At 62.8% G+C, this 18,442-nt stretch carries 1 protein-coding gene; it reads right to left on the reverse strand.

Features of this window, described 5'->3' with window-relative positions:
* Positions 1 to 18,337, reverse strand: an 18,337-nt coding sequence (locus tag FEZ59_RS00005) for a non-ribosomal peptide synthetase (protein WP_172932042.1), incomplete at its 3' end; no start/stop codon positions are given.
* Positions 18,338 to 18,442 lie beyond the last annotated feature (105 nt).

The raw sequence follows: 18,442 nt of genomic DNA on the forward strand, positions 1-18,442 counted from the left end.
ACTCCACCTCGAACATCTCGACTCGCCGATCCGGTTCTGCGACAGCAGTAGTCAAGACCGATTCGAAGGCGTACATCAGGCGTGAGGCGGTGGATTCCTCGAACAGATCAGTGGCATAGGTCAACTGAACGACAAGCCCTGCCGGTAGGCCGTCGTTGTCGAATTGTTCGGCCGCAACAAAATCGAGGTCGAACTGAGTGCTCACCACCGCAGGTTCGATGCTCTCGATGTGCAACCCGTTGAGAGTCAACCGTGAATCGAGATGGTTCTGTAGTGCGAGGCTGACCTGGAAGAGCGGTGAATAGGACTGCGAACGAACGGGATCGAGTACCTCGACCAGACGCTCGAACGGAACGTCGCCGTGCGCAAAAGCCTGAAGATCGACGTCGCGGACTCGGGACAGCAGGTCGGTGAACTCCTCACCTGGATCGACTCTGGTGCGCAACACGACGGTCCCCACGAACATACCGACGAGATCGTCGAGCACGCGTTCGCCGCGCCCGGCGGTCGGCGTCCCGACGGCAAAGTCGTAACTGCCGCTGAACCGTGACAGTACGACGGCCAGAGCAGCATGCAACACCATGAACGGCGTCGCGCGATGCCGTCGTGCCAGTTCGGAAATTGCCTGTTGCAGAGCAGGTTCGAGATGCACGCTCAGAAGCGATCCTCGTCCGGAGGCCTCAGCCGGGCGGGGCCGATCCAACGGGAGTTCGAGGACGGCGGGCACTCCCTCGAGAGCGTTCCGCCAGAAGTCCAACTGTCGTGTGACGAGTGAGGTCGACGATTCTTCCGAACCCAACGTCTCGAGCTGCCACAGCGCGTAATCCGCGTACTGCACCTCGAGCGGCGCCCACAACGGCTCCATACCTCGGGTCCGCGCCTCATACGCCACCATCACGTCACGCGTCAACGGACCCATCGAGAAACCGTCACCCGCAATGTGATGCACCGTCATCGCCAGGACGTACTCGAACTCGTCAACCTGCAACAGCGAGGCTCGAACGGGGATCTCGGACCTGACGTCGAACGATACGCCGAGAACATCGGCCAGCACGCTGTGGAGCGAATCCTCCTGCACCGTGACAATGTCGAGAATGTCGAGAGCACGAGGTTCCTCGACGACCTCCTGGTAACCCGTTCCGTCGTACTCCGGGTACACGGTTCTCAGGACCTCGTGGCGAGCGATCACGTCGGCGACACTGGCGCGCAACGCCTCGACATCCAATGGACCTGTGAATCGCAGAACCACCGGGATGTTGTATGCCGACGAATCGGGATCGAAGCGATTGAGGAACCACATACGAGTCTGCGCAGCGGAGAGCGGAATCCTCGCCGGCCTCGGCTGCGAACCCAGCGCGGGCCGCCGCGAAAGCTCGGCAGTTTCCACCACTGCAGCCAACTCTGCGACAGTGGGCGACTCGAAGACCACACGCACGGGCAAGTCCGTGCCCGCCGCGGCGTTGATCCGCCCGAGCACCCGAGTTGCACTGAGCGAATTGCCGCCGCGTTCGAAGAAGTCGTCGTCGATGCCCACCTCCCCCGTGCTTCCGCTGCCGAGAACCTCGGCAAAAGCGGTCGCCACCGACAGTTCGGCCGGTGTCGTCGGTGCACGGAAACCACGTGCCTCGAAGACTGGCTCCGGTAGCGCATGTCGATCTACCTTGCCTGTACTCCCCAGCGGCAGGAAGTCGAGCGTCATCAGCGTTGTCGGAACCATGTAGCCGGGCAGGGTGGCGCGCAGTCGTGCCAGAATCGCTGAGCTCTCGATGTCCGAGCCAGCTGCCGCGGTGACGTAGCCGACCAGGTTTTGCTCACCGGTGGCCGACGTCGTGACCGTGACCACCGCATCGCGGATCGGTCGTTCGGCGCGCAACGCTGTTTCGATCTCGCCGAGTTCGATGCGGAAACCTCGGACCTTGACCTGGAAATCTGCACGCTCGAGGTATTCGAGGCTGCCCGCGGCATTCCACCGAACCAGATCGCCGGTTCGATAGAGACGCTCTCCCGTTCCATTCGGGTCGGCGACGAAACGGCTCGAGTTCTGCCCCGCATCCCCGATGTACCCGCGCGCCAGCTGAACTCCAGCGAGATAGAGCTCACCTGCGACACCGACCGGAACCGGGTGAAGCCGCTCGTCGAGTACATGCAGGCGCGTGTTCCAGGCGGGGGTTCCGATCGGCACTACGGCAACGTCTGCATCGCTCGTTCGGTGCGCTGTGACGCTGACCGCTGCTTCCGTGGGTCCGTACAGGTTGTAGACCTGCGCCGAACTCTGCTCTCGCATGTGCTCGGCTGTCTGTATCGGGAGAGTCTCGCCGATGCACAGAATCCTGGTGAGCGAATTCGGCAGTCGGCGCTCGGACACACTGAGCAGCGACAACATCGAGGGGACGGCATGCAGTGTCGTGACGTGCTCACGCTCGATCAGCAGCGTGAGGTACTCGCCGTCCTGCTGTGCCCCTGACTCGGCGAGAATCATGCAGGCGCCGGTTTGCAACGCCCACCAGTATTCCCAAACGGACAGGTCGAAGGTAGATGCAGTTTTGACGAGTACGCGGTCGTGCGCGCCGAGCGGGAATTGATCCTGCTTCCACAAGAGTTGGTTCGTGATCGCTCGATGGGAAATCGCCACGCCCTTGGGCTTTCCGGTGGATCCCGAGGTGTAGATCGCGTATGCGATGTTGTCCGGTCGCAGGCAGGCGAGGCGTTCGCTGTCCCGAATCGGTGCTCCGTCGTTTCCGTCCAGATCGAGAGTTTCGATGTCCACGACGTGGAACTGCCCGTCGAGCGAATCGCGGGAAGTGCTCAGAACAACTGCGGGCGCTGCAGATTCGAGGATGTGAGCCGTGCGTTCTGCCGGCTGATCCGGGTCGAGCGGAACGTAGGCCCCGCCTGCCTTCACCACCGCGTACATGGCAACGACCAGTTCGACGGAGCGCCGCAGATTGAGCGCGACAGTCACTTCCGGGCCGATCCCGATTCCGATCAAATACCGTGCCAGGCGGTTGCTTTCGGCGTCGAACTCGGTGTAGGTCAGGCGACGGTCACCGAGAACCAGCGCTTCGGCGCGCGGTGTTCTGCGCACCTGGGCGTCGAACAGATCCGCGAGGGTCGTCTCTGGAACGACAGTGTCGGTGTTGTTCCACGTGTTGACGGTGGCCGCGATCTCTTCGTCGCCGAGCAGAGCGACGTCGCCTACCGGGAGGTCCGGGTTTCGACCGATCGAATCGAGAACGCGAAGCAGACGGTTGGCGAATGTCGCCACTGTGGATTGGTCGAACAAATCCGTTGCATAGGTGAAGGACGCCGACATCGACCCCGAGTCCCCAGGGGTGACGGTCAGGTGCAGGTCGAACTTCGCCGTCTCGACTGGGGCGCCAACTGCCGCGATCTGCAGTCCGGGTAGCTCGAACATTGTCGGCGTGAGGTTCTGGAAGGACAGTGCCACCTGGAACAACGGATGGCGGGCCGTCGATCTGACCGGATCGATGATCTCGACGAGCCGCTCGAACGGTAGGTCCGCGTGCGCGAAGGCGGCGAGATCCTGATCGAGGGTGTGGTTCAGCAGGTCCGTGAACGGTGCTGCCGTGTTCACCTGGGTTCGCAATGCCAAGGTGTTCACGAACATCCCCACGAGTGCATCGAGCGACTCGTGCCCTCGTCCCGCGATGGGCGAGCCGATGGTGATGTCAGCACTGTTGCCCAACCGGGCAAGCAGTGCGGCGAATGCAGCGTGGACCACCATGAACAGGCTCGAGCCTGATCCGACAGCAAGATCACGCAGTCGATCAGCGGTGTCCGAGCCGATCGTGAAGTGAATCTCCTTGCCGCGGTAGCTCTGACGGGCCGGACGTTGCCTGTCCGTCGGCAGACTCAACAGGTCCGGAATTCCGGCGAGTGCAGAGGTCCAGAACTGAATTTGTCTCTGAGCATCGACGGAGGGATTCTCATCCGCGCCGAGCAGATCATGTTGCCAGAGCGCGTAATCCGCATACTGCACGGGCAACGGTGTCCACTGTGGAGCTTCGCCGCGAGACCGCGAAACGTAGGCACCCATGACGTCGGCGGCCAGGGGTCCGAGCGATGATCCGTCCGATGCGATGTGATGCATGACGACGGCGAGCACATGTTCGGTCTCGGAGATTCGATACAGAGCGGTCCGCAGTGGTACGTCAGTTGTCACGTCGAATCCGGTGCCGGCAAGAGCAAAGAGCCGCTGCGACGCTTCGGCTTCGGTGACGTCATGCGGAACCAGATCGAGATCCACCGAAGACTCGGGCAGGATTTCCTGGCGAGGACCGTTCGGGGAATCCGGATAGTAGGTACGCAACGACTCGTGGCGTTGGACCACGTCACGAAGCGCGAGAGCCAACGCCGGCGCGTCCAGGGTTCCGCTCAGACGAAGCGCCAGGGGCAGGTTGTCCGTGGCAGCCGCGGTGTCGAATCGATTGAGGAACCACATCCGATTCTGCGCCGGTGAGAGCGGAATACGTTCAGGTCGCGGTCGTGCTTCCAATCGGGGCTGATCATCACGTTCTGCCGAGTCTGCCACCAGTGCAAGTTCTGCGACGGTCGGCGCCTCGAACAGCGCCCGAACCCCGAGTTTGATCCCGAACGTGGCGTTGACTCGGGCAATCGCCCGAGTCGCGCTGAGCGAGTTTCCACCCAGCTCGAAGAAACTGTCTTCTGCGCCGACGGTACCGGTACCGAGAACGTCGACAAAAGCGCTCGCGACACGAATCTCTGCGAGTGTGGTCGGCACCCGGAACATCGCCGAGGCGATGAACTCCGGAACGGGAAGTGCTGCGCGATCAAGCTTTCCGGCCGGAGTCAGGGGTAGCAGATCCAGCAGGATCACGGCACTGGGCACCGAGGCACGTGGCAGCACCGCGGATACGGCTTCGAGGACGGACTCCGCCGACACCGCATCTGTGGTGGTGACGTAACCGACGAGTTGATCGCCGAGAGAGTCATGTCGGTGAACAGTGGCGGCAGCAGCGCTCACTCCGCGAACGGAGGCGAGCGCTGATTCGATCTCCCCCAGTTCGATGCGGAGCCCGCGAAGCTGAACTTGGGCGTCGGATCGTCCGATGTACGCCAGTTCGCCCTGCTCGGTCCAGGCGACGACGTCGCCGGTCCGGTACATCCGCGCGCCCGATGCACCGAACGGGTTCGCCACGAAGCGTTCTGCGGTCAATGCCGCGCGCCGGTTGTACCCACGTGCCAGGCCGGGTCCCGACAGATACAGCTCGCCCCTGACACCGACGGGGACGGGATTGAGGGCGGAATCGAGGACCAGAACGTGTGCGCCTTCGAGCGGAATACCGATCGTGACGGGCGAGAGTGACGTGTGACGGTGTTGCTCGCCGTCACCGACCAGAGCTGCAGTGTCGTGGAGAGCCCCGGTCTTGGTGATGACGATGGTGCTCTCGGTCGGCCCGTAACTGTTGAAGAGTCTTGTCTGGCTGGGAAAACGGTCGAGTAGCTGCGGCGGAAAGACGTCGCCGCCGAGCACGACGACTTCGAGATCCGACAAAATGCCTGCGTCGACGGTGGTCATCGCAGCAGGAGCCGTCACCACATGGGTGACGCGATGACGCCGGATCACGTCGGTGAGTTCCTCGCCGGCAATGACCGACGGAGGTGTGATCACCATCGTGGCACCGGCGGTGAACGCAAGGATCATCTCGAACATGGACGCGTCGAAGCTGGCCGAGGACAGTCGCAGTACCCGAGAGTCGCGCGATACCGCCAGATCAGTGCGGGTCCGAGCGGAGAACACGGACAGTCCCCGGTGAGTGACAGCGACGCCCTTGGGGAGACCGGTCGAGCCTGACGTGTAGATCAGGTAGGCAACATGATCCGCGTGCAATGGGCGGATCCGATCGGCATCGTCGACCTGCGCTGCGAGGTAGCGATCGAGGTCGAGATAGTCGATCTCGATCGTATCGATTCCGTTCGGAAGTGTTGGCGCCGTCTCGGAGTCGGTGATCACGACCAGCGCTGCAGAGTCTGCCAGCATGTGTGCGATGCGCTCGTCGGGATACGTCGGATCCACCGGAACGTACGTTGCTCCGGACTTGGCAACAGCCCACAGTGCGAGGATGGACTGCGTCGAACGTGGAAGAGACACCGCAACAGCTGTTTCGGGGCCTATCCCACGTTCGATGAGGAGCCGAGCCAGCTGTGAGGATCGCACATCCAGCTCGCTGTACGTCATCTCACCGTACGACTCGGAAACGATTGCCACATTCGCGGATTCCGAGTGCAGGGTCAACAGATCTGCCAGGGTGCGAACCGTTGGCGCTGACGGACCGAATGCCGAAGTAAGTCTGGTGTATTCGTTCTCGTCCAGAACGGCGATATCCGCGATTGCCACTTCCGGAGTCTCGACAATCTGCGCGAGAATCCGGTGGAACCGCTGCGCAAATCCGTCCACGGACGTGCCGGTGAAGAGGTCTGTGGCGTATGTCCAGGTGAGATTCAACGAATCTGCGTGCTGGACCATCGTGATCTGGAGGTCGAACTTTGCCGCCGCGACTGCGTTGTCCACGGCTTCGATCTCGAGACCAGGCAGCGTGAACGCAGCGGTTCCCTCTTGCTCCTGAGACAGAGCCACCTGGAAGATCGGCGCGTGGGCCTGGGAGCGAGCGGGTTGCAGTATGTCGATCAGCCGCTCGAATGGTAGGTCGGCATTCTCGAACGCAGTGAGGTCAGTGGCTCGCACCTGCGCCAACAGATCGAGGAACGACATCGCCGGGGTGAGACGGCTGCGTAGTGCCACCGTGCCGACGAACATTCCGACCACGTCGTCCAGCGCTTGTTGGCCGCGTCCGGAAATCGGTGTCCCGATCACCACGTCGTCGGTCGCACCGAGGTTGGACAGGAGCACCGCGAGGGCCGCCTGGAGCACCATGAAGGTCGTGGCGCCCTGTGTGCGGCCCAACTGCCCGAGTGCAGTGACCATCGCGGGCGCCAACACCAGTTCGGTGTTCGCTCCGCGCAGCGACGCAATCGCCGGCCGCGGGAAATCGGCCGGAAGTTCGAGAAGCTCCGGCGCGCCGGCCAACTGGCCACGCCAATACTCGGCCTGCGCCGAAGCAAGACTGGTCTGATCACTTTCCGAACCGAGGACCTGGTGTTGCCACACGCTGTAATCCGGATACTGAACAACCAACGGGGCCGGTGACGGCTCCGTACCCGAACGGCGCGCCGAGTAGGCCAGAACGAGATCCCGTGCGAGCGGCGCCACTGACGCACCGTCCGCGGCTATGTGGTGAATCACGGCGACCAGGATGTGTTCGTCAGCCGAGAGCTCGAACAGGTTTACCCGCAACGGGATTGCTCTGGTGACGTCGAACCCCTCGTCCACAGCGCCGACAATCTGATCGGCAACCTGTTCGGGAGAAACCACCGTGTGACGAAAAGGAACGTCGACGTCGTCGAGAATCCGCTGGAAAGGCCCTTCGGCATCGTCAGGGAATATCGTCCGCAAGGATTCGTGGCGAAGAACGATGTCCGACAGAGATTCTCGGAGAGCCACTGAATCCAGCCGGCCGCGCAGGCGAAGGACGAGCGGGATGTTGTACGCGGGCGAGGCAGGATCGTATCGATTGAGAATCCACATTCGCGATTGCGCCGGCGAGAGCGGGATTCGCTCGGGCCGAGGCCCGGCGGCCAGAGCGGGCCGCGTTCCGCTCTGCGTTGCATCGACTGCCACAGCGAGGGCCGCGACTGTCCTGGCATCGAAGAGAACCCGAACCGGGAGGGTGACTGAGAGTTCGGTGCCGACCCGTCCCATCACTCGGGTAGCACTCAGAGAGTTTCCACCGATGTCGAAGAAGTCGTCCGTGATGCTGACCTGGTCGACTGCCAGGACGTCACCGAAGATCCGGCCGATCAACTCCTCCGTCTTCGTGACGGGTGCGACATACGCATTCCGGCGCATCGTCGGGGCAGGCAGCGCGCGGAAATCGACCTTTCCGGCCGGCGTCAACGGAATTTCCTCGAGAACGATCACCGAGGAAGGAACCATGTGTGCCGGCAGTCGACTGGAGACGAAGGTGCGCACTTCTTCCGGATCCAGATGACCACCGACCACGTACGAGTGCAGTCCGACGGTGTCGTCTGCTGTCGTCACCGCAGTTCGTACGCCAGAGTGCGCACCGAGCACCGCGTCGATCTCACCGAGTTCGATGCGGAAACCGCGAATCTTGACCTGCGAGTCACTGCGGCCGAGATACTCGATTTCCGTTCCACGACGTCGCACGAGGTCTCCGGTGCGGTACATCCGCTGCCCCGAACGTGAGGGGTCGGCAACAAATCGAGACGCTGTCAGGTCGCCGCGATGGTGGTAACCGCGGGCAAGTCCACGGCCGGTCAGATACAGCTCACCCGTCACTCCGTCTGGAACCGGACGGAGGCGAGAGTCGAGAACATGTGCGACGGTGCCGCGAACTGAACTACCGATGGTGATCCGATCAGTCGCAGACATGGGCCCCGCGAGGGTAGCCATGACGGTGGCCTCGGTGGGACCGTATGCGTTGAACATCTTTCGCGTCGACGCCCATAGCGCGACCAACGCAGCGTCGCACGCTTCACCGCCGACGATCACGGTACCGAGATCCGGAACCTCTGCCGGTTCGATCGTAGCCAGGGCCGCCGGGGTCACAAATGCGTGACTGATCTTCGACGCCCGCATGAGGGCCGCGAGTTCGCTTCCGCCATAGATGCCCGTGGGAACAACATGCATCGCGGCACCGGCACCGACAGCCATGGCCAGTTCGAGCACCGATGCGTCGAAGCTGGGTGAAGCGAAATGCATCGTGCGACTGAGGTTGTCGAGTTCGTATCGGCGAACCTGCTCGTCGACCAGCGCCGCGAGACCCGCATGGGAGACGACGACGCCCTTCGGAGTGCCGGTCGATCCCGACGTGTAGATGACGTACGCGGTGTGGTCCGTGCGAATCGGTGACGTGCGCTCGGAATCGAGGATTCGCGTGTCACTGACGTCGTCGCGATCAAGCGACGCCACTACTTCTTCCGTCAGCGTCAGGACTGCTCCCGAATCAGTGAGCATGTGCTCGATTCGCTCGGCCGGGTAGCTCGGGTCGACGGGTACGAACGCCGCTCCGGTCTTGGCAACGGCCCAAGTGGCGAGTACAGAAGATGCCGACCGCGGAATGGCGATCGCCACTACCGATTCAGGGCCGATCCCTCGAGCTACGAGTGCCCGCGCCCACCGATTGGTACGCCGGTCTACATCGTCGTAAGAGAGTTCGAGGTCGCCGCACAGTATGGCCGGACCACCGTTGGATTTGATGACCCCGGCCGTGAGGATCTCCGGCAGTGTCAGCTCCGTCAAGGCGACCGACTGGGCAGTTCCCTGACGTTCGATCTCTGGCATCGTCCGCAGATCGAGGTCGCCGACCACTGATTCGGGTTGGGCGACAACAGCGTCGAGAATGGCGACGAACCGATCCGCGAGCTCGCGCACAGTCGATTCGTCGAAGATGTCGAGGGCATAGGTCCACGTCGTGGTCACCGACCCGTCCGGGCGCGGCGACGAGACATCCAGTTGGAGATCGAATTTCGAGATCGGAGCATCCAACGGGACCTGAGAAACTTCGAGGCCGGGAAGCTTCACGGATGGGGTCGGAATATCGCCGGTCGCGAGTACCACCTGGAAGAAGGGGTGGTGCGCCGTCGAGCGAGGCGGGTCGAGCACCTCGACGAGACGCTCGAACGGAATATCTGAGTGGGCAAATGCCGAGAGGTCGGCGTTACGGGTCGATTCGAGCAATCCGCGGAACGAAGCCGTCGGATCCACCTGAGTCCGGAGAACCACGGTTCCGACGAACATGCCGACGAGGTTGTCGAGGGCCTGATCGCCGCGTCCGCTGACCGGGGTGCCGATCGCGATGTCAGACTCCCCCGCCATCCGAGACAGCAGTACCGACAACGCCGTGTGCAGCACCATGAACGGTGTGGACCGAGTGCTGCGAGCCAGGGATTCGACGGCGCGGTGCGTCTGCGCCGAGAGGGTCGACGACACCGTCGCACCTCGATAGGACGCGACTGTGGGATGCGGCCGATCCGTCGGGAAATCGAGACGGGTCGGGACGTGCGCCAATGCAGCGCGCCAGTATTCGATCTGGCGCGATGCCTCCGATTCCGGATCGTCCTCGTTGCCGAGAGAATCGATCTTCCAGAGCGTGTAGTCCGCGTAGTGAACGCTCAACGGCGACCACTGTGGCGCGGTTCCCGCGAGCCGTGACGCGTAGGCCGTCATCACATCCGCGGCCAGTGGTTGCATCGACCAACCGTCGCCACTGATGTGGTGGACGACGAGTACAAGAATATGCTCCCGACCAGACGTCCGGAGAAGCGAAGCCCGCACCGGAACCTCGGTGGTCACGTCGAACCCGGCACCGACCAATTCGCCGATAGCCGCGACGGGGTCACTGACATCCGCGGGTTCGAGAGCAACTGGCGCGTCGTCGAGAATGCACTGGTAAGGACCTTGATCCGAATCAGGATAGAGTGTGCGCAGCACCTCGTGCCGGTCGATGACATCGCTGATCGCCTGGCGCAAAACCTGAATGTTCAGGTTGCCGGACAAAGCGAGTGCTGCCGCAATGTTGTACGCCCCGGATTCCGGATCGAATCTGTTGAGGAACCACATACGCTGCTGGGCCGGTGAGAGCGGAATCTGGTCCGGTCGAGGGCGGGGTCCGAGTTCGGTGAACCTGGACGGCGCGCTGCCGGCGACGAGTCCGGCCAGCGCACCAACTGTCGGAGCGTCGAACAGGTCTCGGACACCCAGAGTCGATCCCAGTGCCGAGTTGATCCGTGCCACCACCCGCGTAGCCGTCAGAGAGTTGCCACCGAGCGCGAAGTAGTCGGCGGTGAGGCCGATTTCGCTCACACCGAGGAGTTCGGCAAAGATCGCGGCAACGGCCTTTTCGAGTTCGGTGACGGGAGCGACATACTCAGCTGCCGCCGAATCCGGTTCCGGCAGCGCACGCCGGTCGAGTTTTCCGTTGGGGCCCAGCGGCATCGACGTCAAGAACACGAATGCGGAGGGAACCATGTAGGTAGGCAGCTTCGCCTGCGCGTGCGCGCTGAGAAGGGCACTGTCGATTGCCGAATCAGCTGTCACGTAGGCGATCAGACGATCCTGACGTACGACGGTGGCGGCCGAGAGAACTCCCGACAGTTCCAACAGGACCCCGTCGATTTCTCCGAGTTCCAAGCGCTGCCCGCGAAGCTTCACCTGGAAGTCGGTACGACCCAGATACTCGATCTCACCGGTGGAGTTCCACATGACGAGGTCGCCGGTCCGATACATCCGGCCGGGACCGAAGGGGTTGGCTACGAAACGATCTGCTGTCAAGTCAGAGCGTTGCACGTAGCCGCGGGCGAGTTGGACTCCCGCGAGATAGAGTTCTCCCGCCACTCCGATCGGGCTCGGCGCGAGGCGGTGGTCCAGCACATAGGCCTGCGTGTTCCAGACCGGAGCGCCGATCGGCACCGGACCTGTTGCGGCGGCATCCGTCTGGTGGAAAGTGACATCGACGGCAGCTTCGGTGGGACCGTAAAGATTGTGCAGACGTGCACCGAATCGTTCGTGGAAGCGAACGACCGTCGCACGCGGAAGTGCCTCGCCGCTGGCGAACACCTGACGAACGGATCGAAGTTGTGCGAGATCTCCGTCGACGAGGAAGACGTCGAGCATCGACGGGACGAAGTGCAAGGTGGTGACACCTTCGCGAGCGATCAGCTCGGAGAGGTACCGAGAATCGCGATGTCCATCGGGTTCTGCAACTACCAGTCGCGAGCCGGCGACGAATGGCCAGAACAACTCCCACACCGAGACGTCGAAGGTGGCGGGTGTCTTGTGCAGCACGACGTCGTGACGGCCGAGCGGATATTCATGTTGCATCCACAGCAGGCGATTGACTATCGCTCGATGCGACACTGCAACGCCCTTGGGCTTTCCGGTGGACCCGGATGTGAAGATCACATAAGCAACGTGATCCGGCGATACACGACCGAGACGCTCGACGTCCGCGAGCCGCTCGGTGGAGTACCCCGACAGATCGATCTCGTCGAGAAGTACGGGGTTGACCCCATCGGGCAGCGATGTGGCGTCGGCCGCGACCGACAGGACGACCGACGGTGCTCCGATGTCGAGCAGGTACCGGATCCGCTCGTCCGGATGCTGCGGATCGATCGGAAGATACGCACCGCCGGCTGCGATGACGGCGTGCACTGCCACCACGTACTGCGCGCTCCGGTGCAGAGCGATCGCGACCAGTGACTCCGGCCCGACGCCGCGTTCTACGAGGTGACGAGCGAGAGAGTTGACCTGGGACCGGAATTCTCCGCGACTGATCGTCGTGCCCGCGAAGGTCAGTGCAGCATCGGCCAAGTCGGCGATACCCGAGTCGACGATTTCCGAGTCGGCGATTTCCGAGTCGGCGATTTCCGAGTCGGCGCCGAGTAGGTCGAGCAGCGTCTTGTCAGCGATGACGTTGGCAGTGTCGTTCCACTCGTCGAGTACGAGCCGTCGTTCGGCCGCGTCGAGATAGTCGATGTCCCGGATGCGGATTTTCTCGCCAGTCATCGCGCCCAGTATCGATGCAAGGCGTCGGCCGACACGCTCTGTTGCGTCGTGGTCCATCGAATCGGGTGCGTACTCGATGGTGAGGTGAAGGCTCGGTTCGAGGACCGTGATCAGGGCGAGCGGGTAGTGAGTCGCGTCGGCGACCTCGATTCCCGTAACTCGCATCCCGGCGATATCCGTCGCGGATTCGAGCGCCGAACGGTCGACGGGATATGACTCGAACACCGTCAACGTGTCGAACATCGCGCCGGCGCCCACGGCCGACTGCACCTCGGCCAGGCCGACGTGGTGGCTGTCGAGCAGCCGAACCTGCTCGGACTGAACGTGTTCGAGGAGTTCGGACACCGAACTGTCCGGGTTGACACGAACGCGAACAGGAACTGTGTTGATGAACAACCCGAGAATGTCTTCGACCCCGGTCAGCGACGCGGGTCGACCCGAGACGGTGGCTCCGAACACGACGTCGTCGCGTCCGAGCATGCCACTGAGCAGTAGACCCCACGCAGTCTGGACGACAGTGTTGACCGTGACGCCGCTGCGCCTGGCCAACTCGAAGATCGCCTCGGTCGACGAGGCTTCCAGCGGGACTTCGACATCCACGGGAACTGCATGCACGGAGGACTCTGCGCGGTGTGGTGCGATCAGCGTCGGTTCGTCTACTCCCGACAGTGCGCCGATCCACCTGTCCAATGCCGCGCCGTTGTCTTGTTCGGCGAGCCAGTGCAGGTAGGTGCGATACGACCGAGCGGGAACCGGCAGCGACGCGTCGGCGGCGTAGAGCGACAGAAGATCGCGCACCAACAACGGCATGGACCAACCGTCGAAGAGAATGTGGTGATTAGTCACGATCAGGTGCGCCGAATCCGCACCCTGGCGTACCAGGACTGCACGAAGCAGTGGGGGCGCGCTCAGATCGAACGGTGCCGTGCGCTCGAGTTCCGCGACGACGTGCGGATCATCCCCGAGCACCTCCCGCCATGGAGTTGTCACGGAATCGAGAACGAGCTGTGCTGCAACGCCGTTCGAGTCGTACACGAAAGCAGTCCGAAGTGCGGTGTGGCGCTCGAACAATCTCGAAAGCGACCGCTGTAGTCGATCGCTGTCGACGATCCCGGCGAGGGACAGAACGATCTGGCCGGTGTAGACGTCGACGGCATCGGCGGTGAGGCCGGCGTGAAACTGGAATCCGGCTTGCAGCGGCGAGAGCGACCAGATGTCCTCCAGGTGGCCGAACTGCTTCTCCCACAGTTCTATTTCGTCCTGCGAAGCCGAGACCAGAGGAACGTCTGACGGTGTGAGGCCGGCATGATCACCGACGGAGGCGGCAATCTTCTCCAGTTCGACGCGCCACGCCGTCGCGAGCTCCGCGACTGCAGCGGGTTCGAAGATACCTTCGGGGAAAGCAAATGACGCCGAAAGGAACTCGCCTTCCGGACCGTCCACGACGGCGGCATTGATGTCGATCGCATAACTGACCGCGAGATCGCTTCCGCTGCCGTTGTTGAGATCGATTCCGGCGTCGGGAATCCAGCCCGCGGCCCGCAATTCGTCACCGAACTCCGCGGTGGACATCTTGCCCAAGTAGTTGAAACCGATCTGCGGTTCCGGGCCGGTCAGCATCCCTGCACGTCGGAGCAGCCCGTAACCGATACCGGACCCCGGCGTGGTTCTCAGCTGTTCCTTGACGGATTTCACGACCGCCGGCGTGTCCACTCCGAGTCCGGTGAGATCGATCCGAACCGGGTACACCGCCGTGAACCAGCCGACGGTCCTGGACAGGTCGGCACCGGGCAGCACGGCTTCGTCTCGTCCGTGACTTTCGAGCGAGACCAGCATCCGCTGTGATCCGCTCCAGGTGCGCAATGCCAGGGCAAGCGCACTGACCAAGCCGTCGTTGACACCGGTCCGATAGTGCGACGGTACCGCGCGCAACAGGTGATCTGTTGTGTCACGGTCGATGTCGACCCGGACCCGACGCAGTGACGACCCTCGGTCCCGTTCCGCATCGAGAGGACGCGAACCGATCGGCGCACCATCGGAGTCGACGACCTCACGCCAGTACTCGAGTTCCGCCGACGGTGACAGCTCGGTGAGTCCGTGCGACCAACGCCGCAGTGACGTTCCGACGGGCATCGGTACCGGCGTGCCACCGTGAACGATCTGTTGCCAGGCTGCAGCGAAGTCCGGAAGGAGAATCCGCCACGAGACGCCGTCGACAACCAGATGGTGGATGACGACCACCAATCGGCCCGAATCGTGCGTCGAGTCGAGCCAGACGATCTGAGCAGTATCGCCGCGGTACGGATCGAGCCTCGACGCGGCGTCCGCGGTCGCCTGGGTGAGAGCTTCCTCGAACTCGGGGGTTCCGGGTAGCGCTTCGGTGACGGTCCGACGAACCCATGTATCGACAGCACAGCCAGGGGCAATGTCGAATCCGGAGTGGTCGGGCAGCAAACGCGCACGAAGAGCGTCGTGTTGATCGACAACTACTTGAAGAGTTGCCGCGAGGCGCGAGAGATCAAGTCCGACAGGAACACTGACCGACACGGCTTGATAGAAGGTGTCGATGCTGCCGGCCGTGCCCAGTATCTTGGCTGCGATCGGGGTCAGCGGGACAAACCCCACTCCCTTACCCGGCAGTTCTTCGAGTACGACCGATTCATCTGCCGGGAGTGCGATTTCGGCCAATCGCGCCACCGTCTTGCGTTCGAACACGTCGCGAGGAGTGAAGACAACTCCGGCGGCTTTTGCTCGAGAGACGAGCGAGATCGCGACGATGCTGTCTCCACCCAGCGCGAAGAAGGAATCGTCGACGCCGACTCGCTCGACGCCGAGTACCGACGCAGCGGCGTCGGCGATGATGCGCTCGACCGGACCGCTCGGCGCCCGGTAGTTCTGAGCCGCCGAACGAAATTCCGGTTCGGGTAGCGCCTGGCGATCGAGCTTGCCTGCCGGGGTCAGTGGCACTTCGGCCAGCGGTATCAGCTGGGACGGCACCATGTGAGCGGGCAGGAATCGAGATGCGTGTGCGATCAACGCTTCTTCGTCGAGATCGTGTCCCGGCTTGATCTTCACATACGAGTACACGGTGCCGCCGGCAAGCGTCACCACGAAATCGACGGATTCATGGCGTGCGAGCACAGCGTCGATCTCACCGAGTTCGATGCGAAGTCCATTGACCTGCACCTGGAAATCGGAGCGGCCGACGTACTCGAGTTCGAGAGTCCGAGTCCAGCGGACCACGTCTCCGGTGCGGTACAACCGAGTTCCGCCGCCGAGAGGATCGGCGACAAAACTCGCAGCGGTGAGAGCTGAACGTGAGTGGTAGCCCTGCGCCAATCCGGGGCCACCGAGATACAGTTCACCGGCCACCCCGGCCGGCACAGGTCGCAACCAGCGGTCGAGAACCATCAGATGCGCGCCCTGAATCGGAGAACCGATCGTGATGGCCTCGTCCGACGCCAGCGGGGGTGTCGTGGTGATGACGATGGTCGACTCGGTGGGGCCGTAACTGTTGTAGAACCGGCAGATCGGGCCGAAGCGTCGAACCAGGTCCGGCGGGCACACGTCACCTCCGACAACCACAGCTTCGAGATCCGGAAGATCGGTGGCGTCCACCGTGCCCAGAATTGCCGGCGCACTGATGATGTGGGTGACGCGCTCGCTGCGCAGCAGTTCTGTGAGCTCGCCGCCGCCGTAGACATCTGCCGGAGCGATGACCATCGTCGCCCCGGCACTGAACGCCTGAACCATTTCGAAGACGGAGGCGTCGAAACTCGCGGACGAGAATCGCAGAACTCGCGAATGCGCACCGACGCCGAGTTCGGGGCGACCCCACGCGGTGAAATCGACCAACGCATTGTGCGTGACGGCAACACCTTTCGGTGTACCGGTGGAACCGGACGTGTAGATCAGATAGGCGATGTGATCGCTTCGCAACGGCGCCGTGCGGTCAGAGTCGTCGACGACGGACTCGTCGCCGACAAAGCTGAAGGCGTCGATCGAGATGCAGTCCAGATCGACGGGCAGCATCTGATGGACAGTCGAATCAGTAATTCCCACAACAGCATTACTGTCCCCGACCATGTGACCGATTCGTTCGACCGGGTACGTCGGATCGACCGGAACTGATGCAGCGCCGGTTTTGGCAACCGACCACCACGCGATGACGGCATCGATGGATCGAGGCAGCGCGATCACGACACTGGTGCCAGGACCCACTCCGCGCCGGATCAGCATTCGAGCGAGTACATTGGAGCGACGATCGAGTTCGCGGTAGCTGAGCTGCTGGGTACCGCAGCTCAGTGCGATCCCCTCAGACGATGCCGCGACGCCGCGGGCGAGAATCGTGGGCAAGGTCATCGGTGCCAGTGCGTCAGGGCCGCGTGCCGGAACGAGCGACTTCCGCTCGGCTTCGCTCAGGATCTCGAGATCGTGAACACGAGTGTCCGGCAGCGCTTGCGTGTACCGGGACAGCAGTTCGACGTATCGGCGGACATGGTCGCTCAGGACATCTGCGGTGTACAGATGGGGATTGGCTTCGAAATCGATTCGCGGCGCCTCTCCCGAGGCACTCGGATAGATGTTGACCGACAGGTCTTCCACCGGCCCTGTCGACAAGACGTGGAATCGACCAGTCACCGACCCCAGGACCACTTCGGGGTGAAAGTTCATGATGTTGATCGCGGGACCGAAGAACCCACGCTCGGCACCGACGCCTCGATCGCGTCTCATGTCCTCGGTGCGGTACCGCTGATGTCTGAGCGCGCCGGTCAGTTCGAGCGAGGCAGCCGCGCTCAATTCGGCAACCGTGGCCGAAGCGGTCACCGCGAGGCGCAGCGGAACGACGTTGGAGATCATGCCACCCGAACCGCGCAGAACCCTGTTCGTTCGCGCGGTCACCGGCAAACTCAGCACTACGTCTTCGGTGCCGGTCACCCGGGCGAAGTAGAGCGCGAAGGCAGCCACCGCCGCCGCCGAAGAGAACTCGTCCGCCTTCGCCGTCGCGTTCGAACTGTCGAGTGTTCGGCCGACCACGACCGCACCCGGTGTGGCGTCCATCCGCTTCCCGGCCAGACTTGCCACGGCCGGAAGCTCTGCTGTCTTGGCTGCCCAGTAGTCCTGATCTCGGCGGAATCGCGGCGAGTGCCGATACTCGGCCTCGGCGTCGTGCACGGCCAGAAGATCGGTTGCCGACGATTCGGGGACTGAAAGGCCGGCGACCTCCGCTGAGTAGAGCTCGGCGATGCGTGTCATGAAGTTCATGGCGCCGTAGCCGTCGAGGACTAGGTGATGGATCCGGCAGTACCAGAACTGGCGGTTCGCGCCGACGCTCAGGACGGCTGACTTCACCAATCGATCGGCGAGTAGATCAAAAGGTCGGGTGTACTCCTGCCGCATCCACTCGAGTGCGGCTGCCTCCGGCTCGCGCTCACCGCTCAGATCGACGACTTCGACGCTCTGACTGAGCTCGGAATCGATCTGCTGAAACGGTTCGCCGTCGATCTCGAGCAGTTTCAGCATCCCGGAGCCGAACTCATGCGCTGCTGTGACGCAGGCACTTTCGAGCACCGCCGCGTCGAGAGTCCCGTCGACTACGACATACTGCGCGATCGTGATCGGCACATCAGTGCGCAGTAGCTGGGCAAACCAGATTCCGCGTTGCGCGCTGGTCAGCGGAAAGGGCTCGAAACGTCGATCAGCATGCACAGCGTCGTTCTCTCATCTGCCGAAAAAAGTACCGACGGCCTGCATCGATTGCCGTGGACCTGCGGCGCGAGACGACCGTGCCGACTACCACTCGACACAGTCCGC

This window comes from Rhodococcus sp. MS13 (assembly GCF_013277835.1).
GTDB lineage: Bacteria > Actinomycetota > Actinomycetes > Mycobacteriales > Mycobacteriaceae > Rhodococcus_F > Rhodococcus_F erythropolis.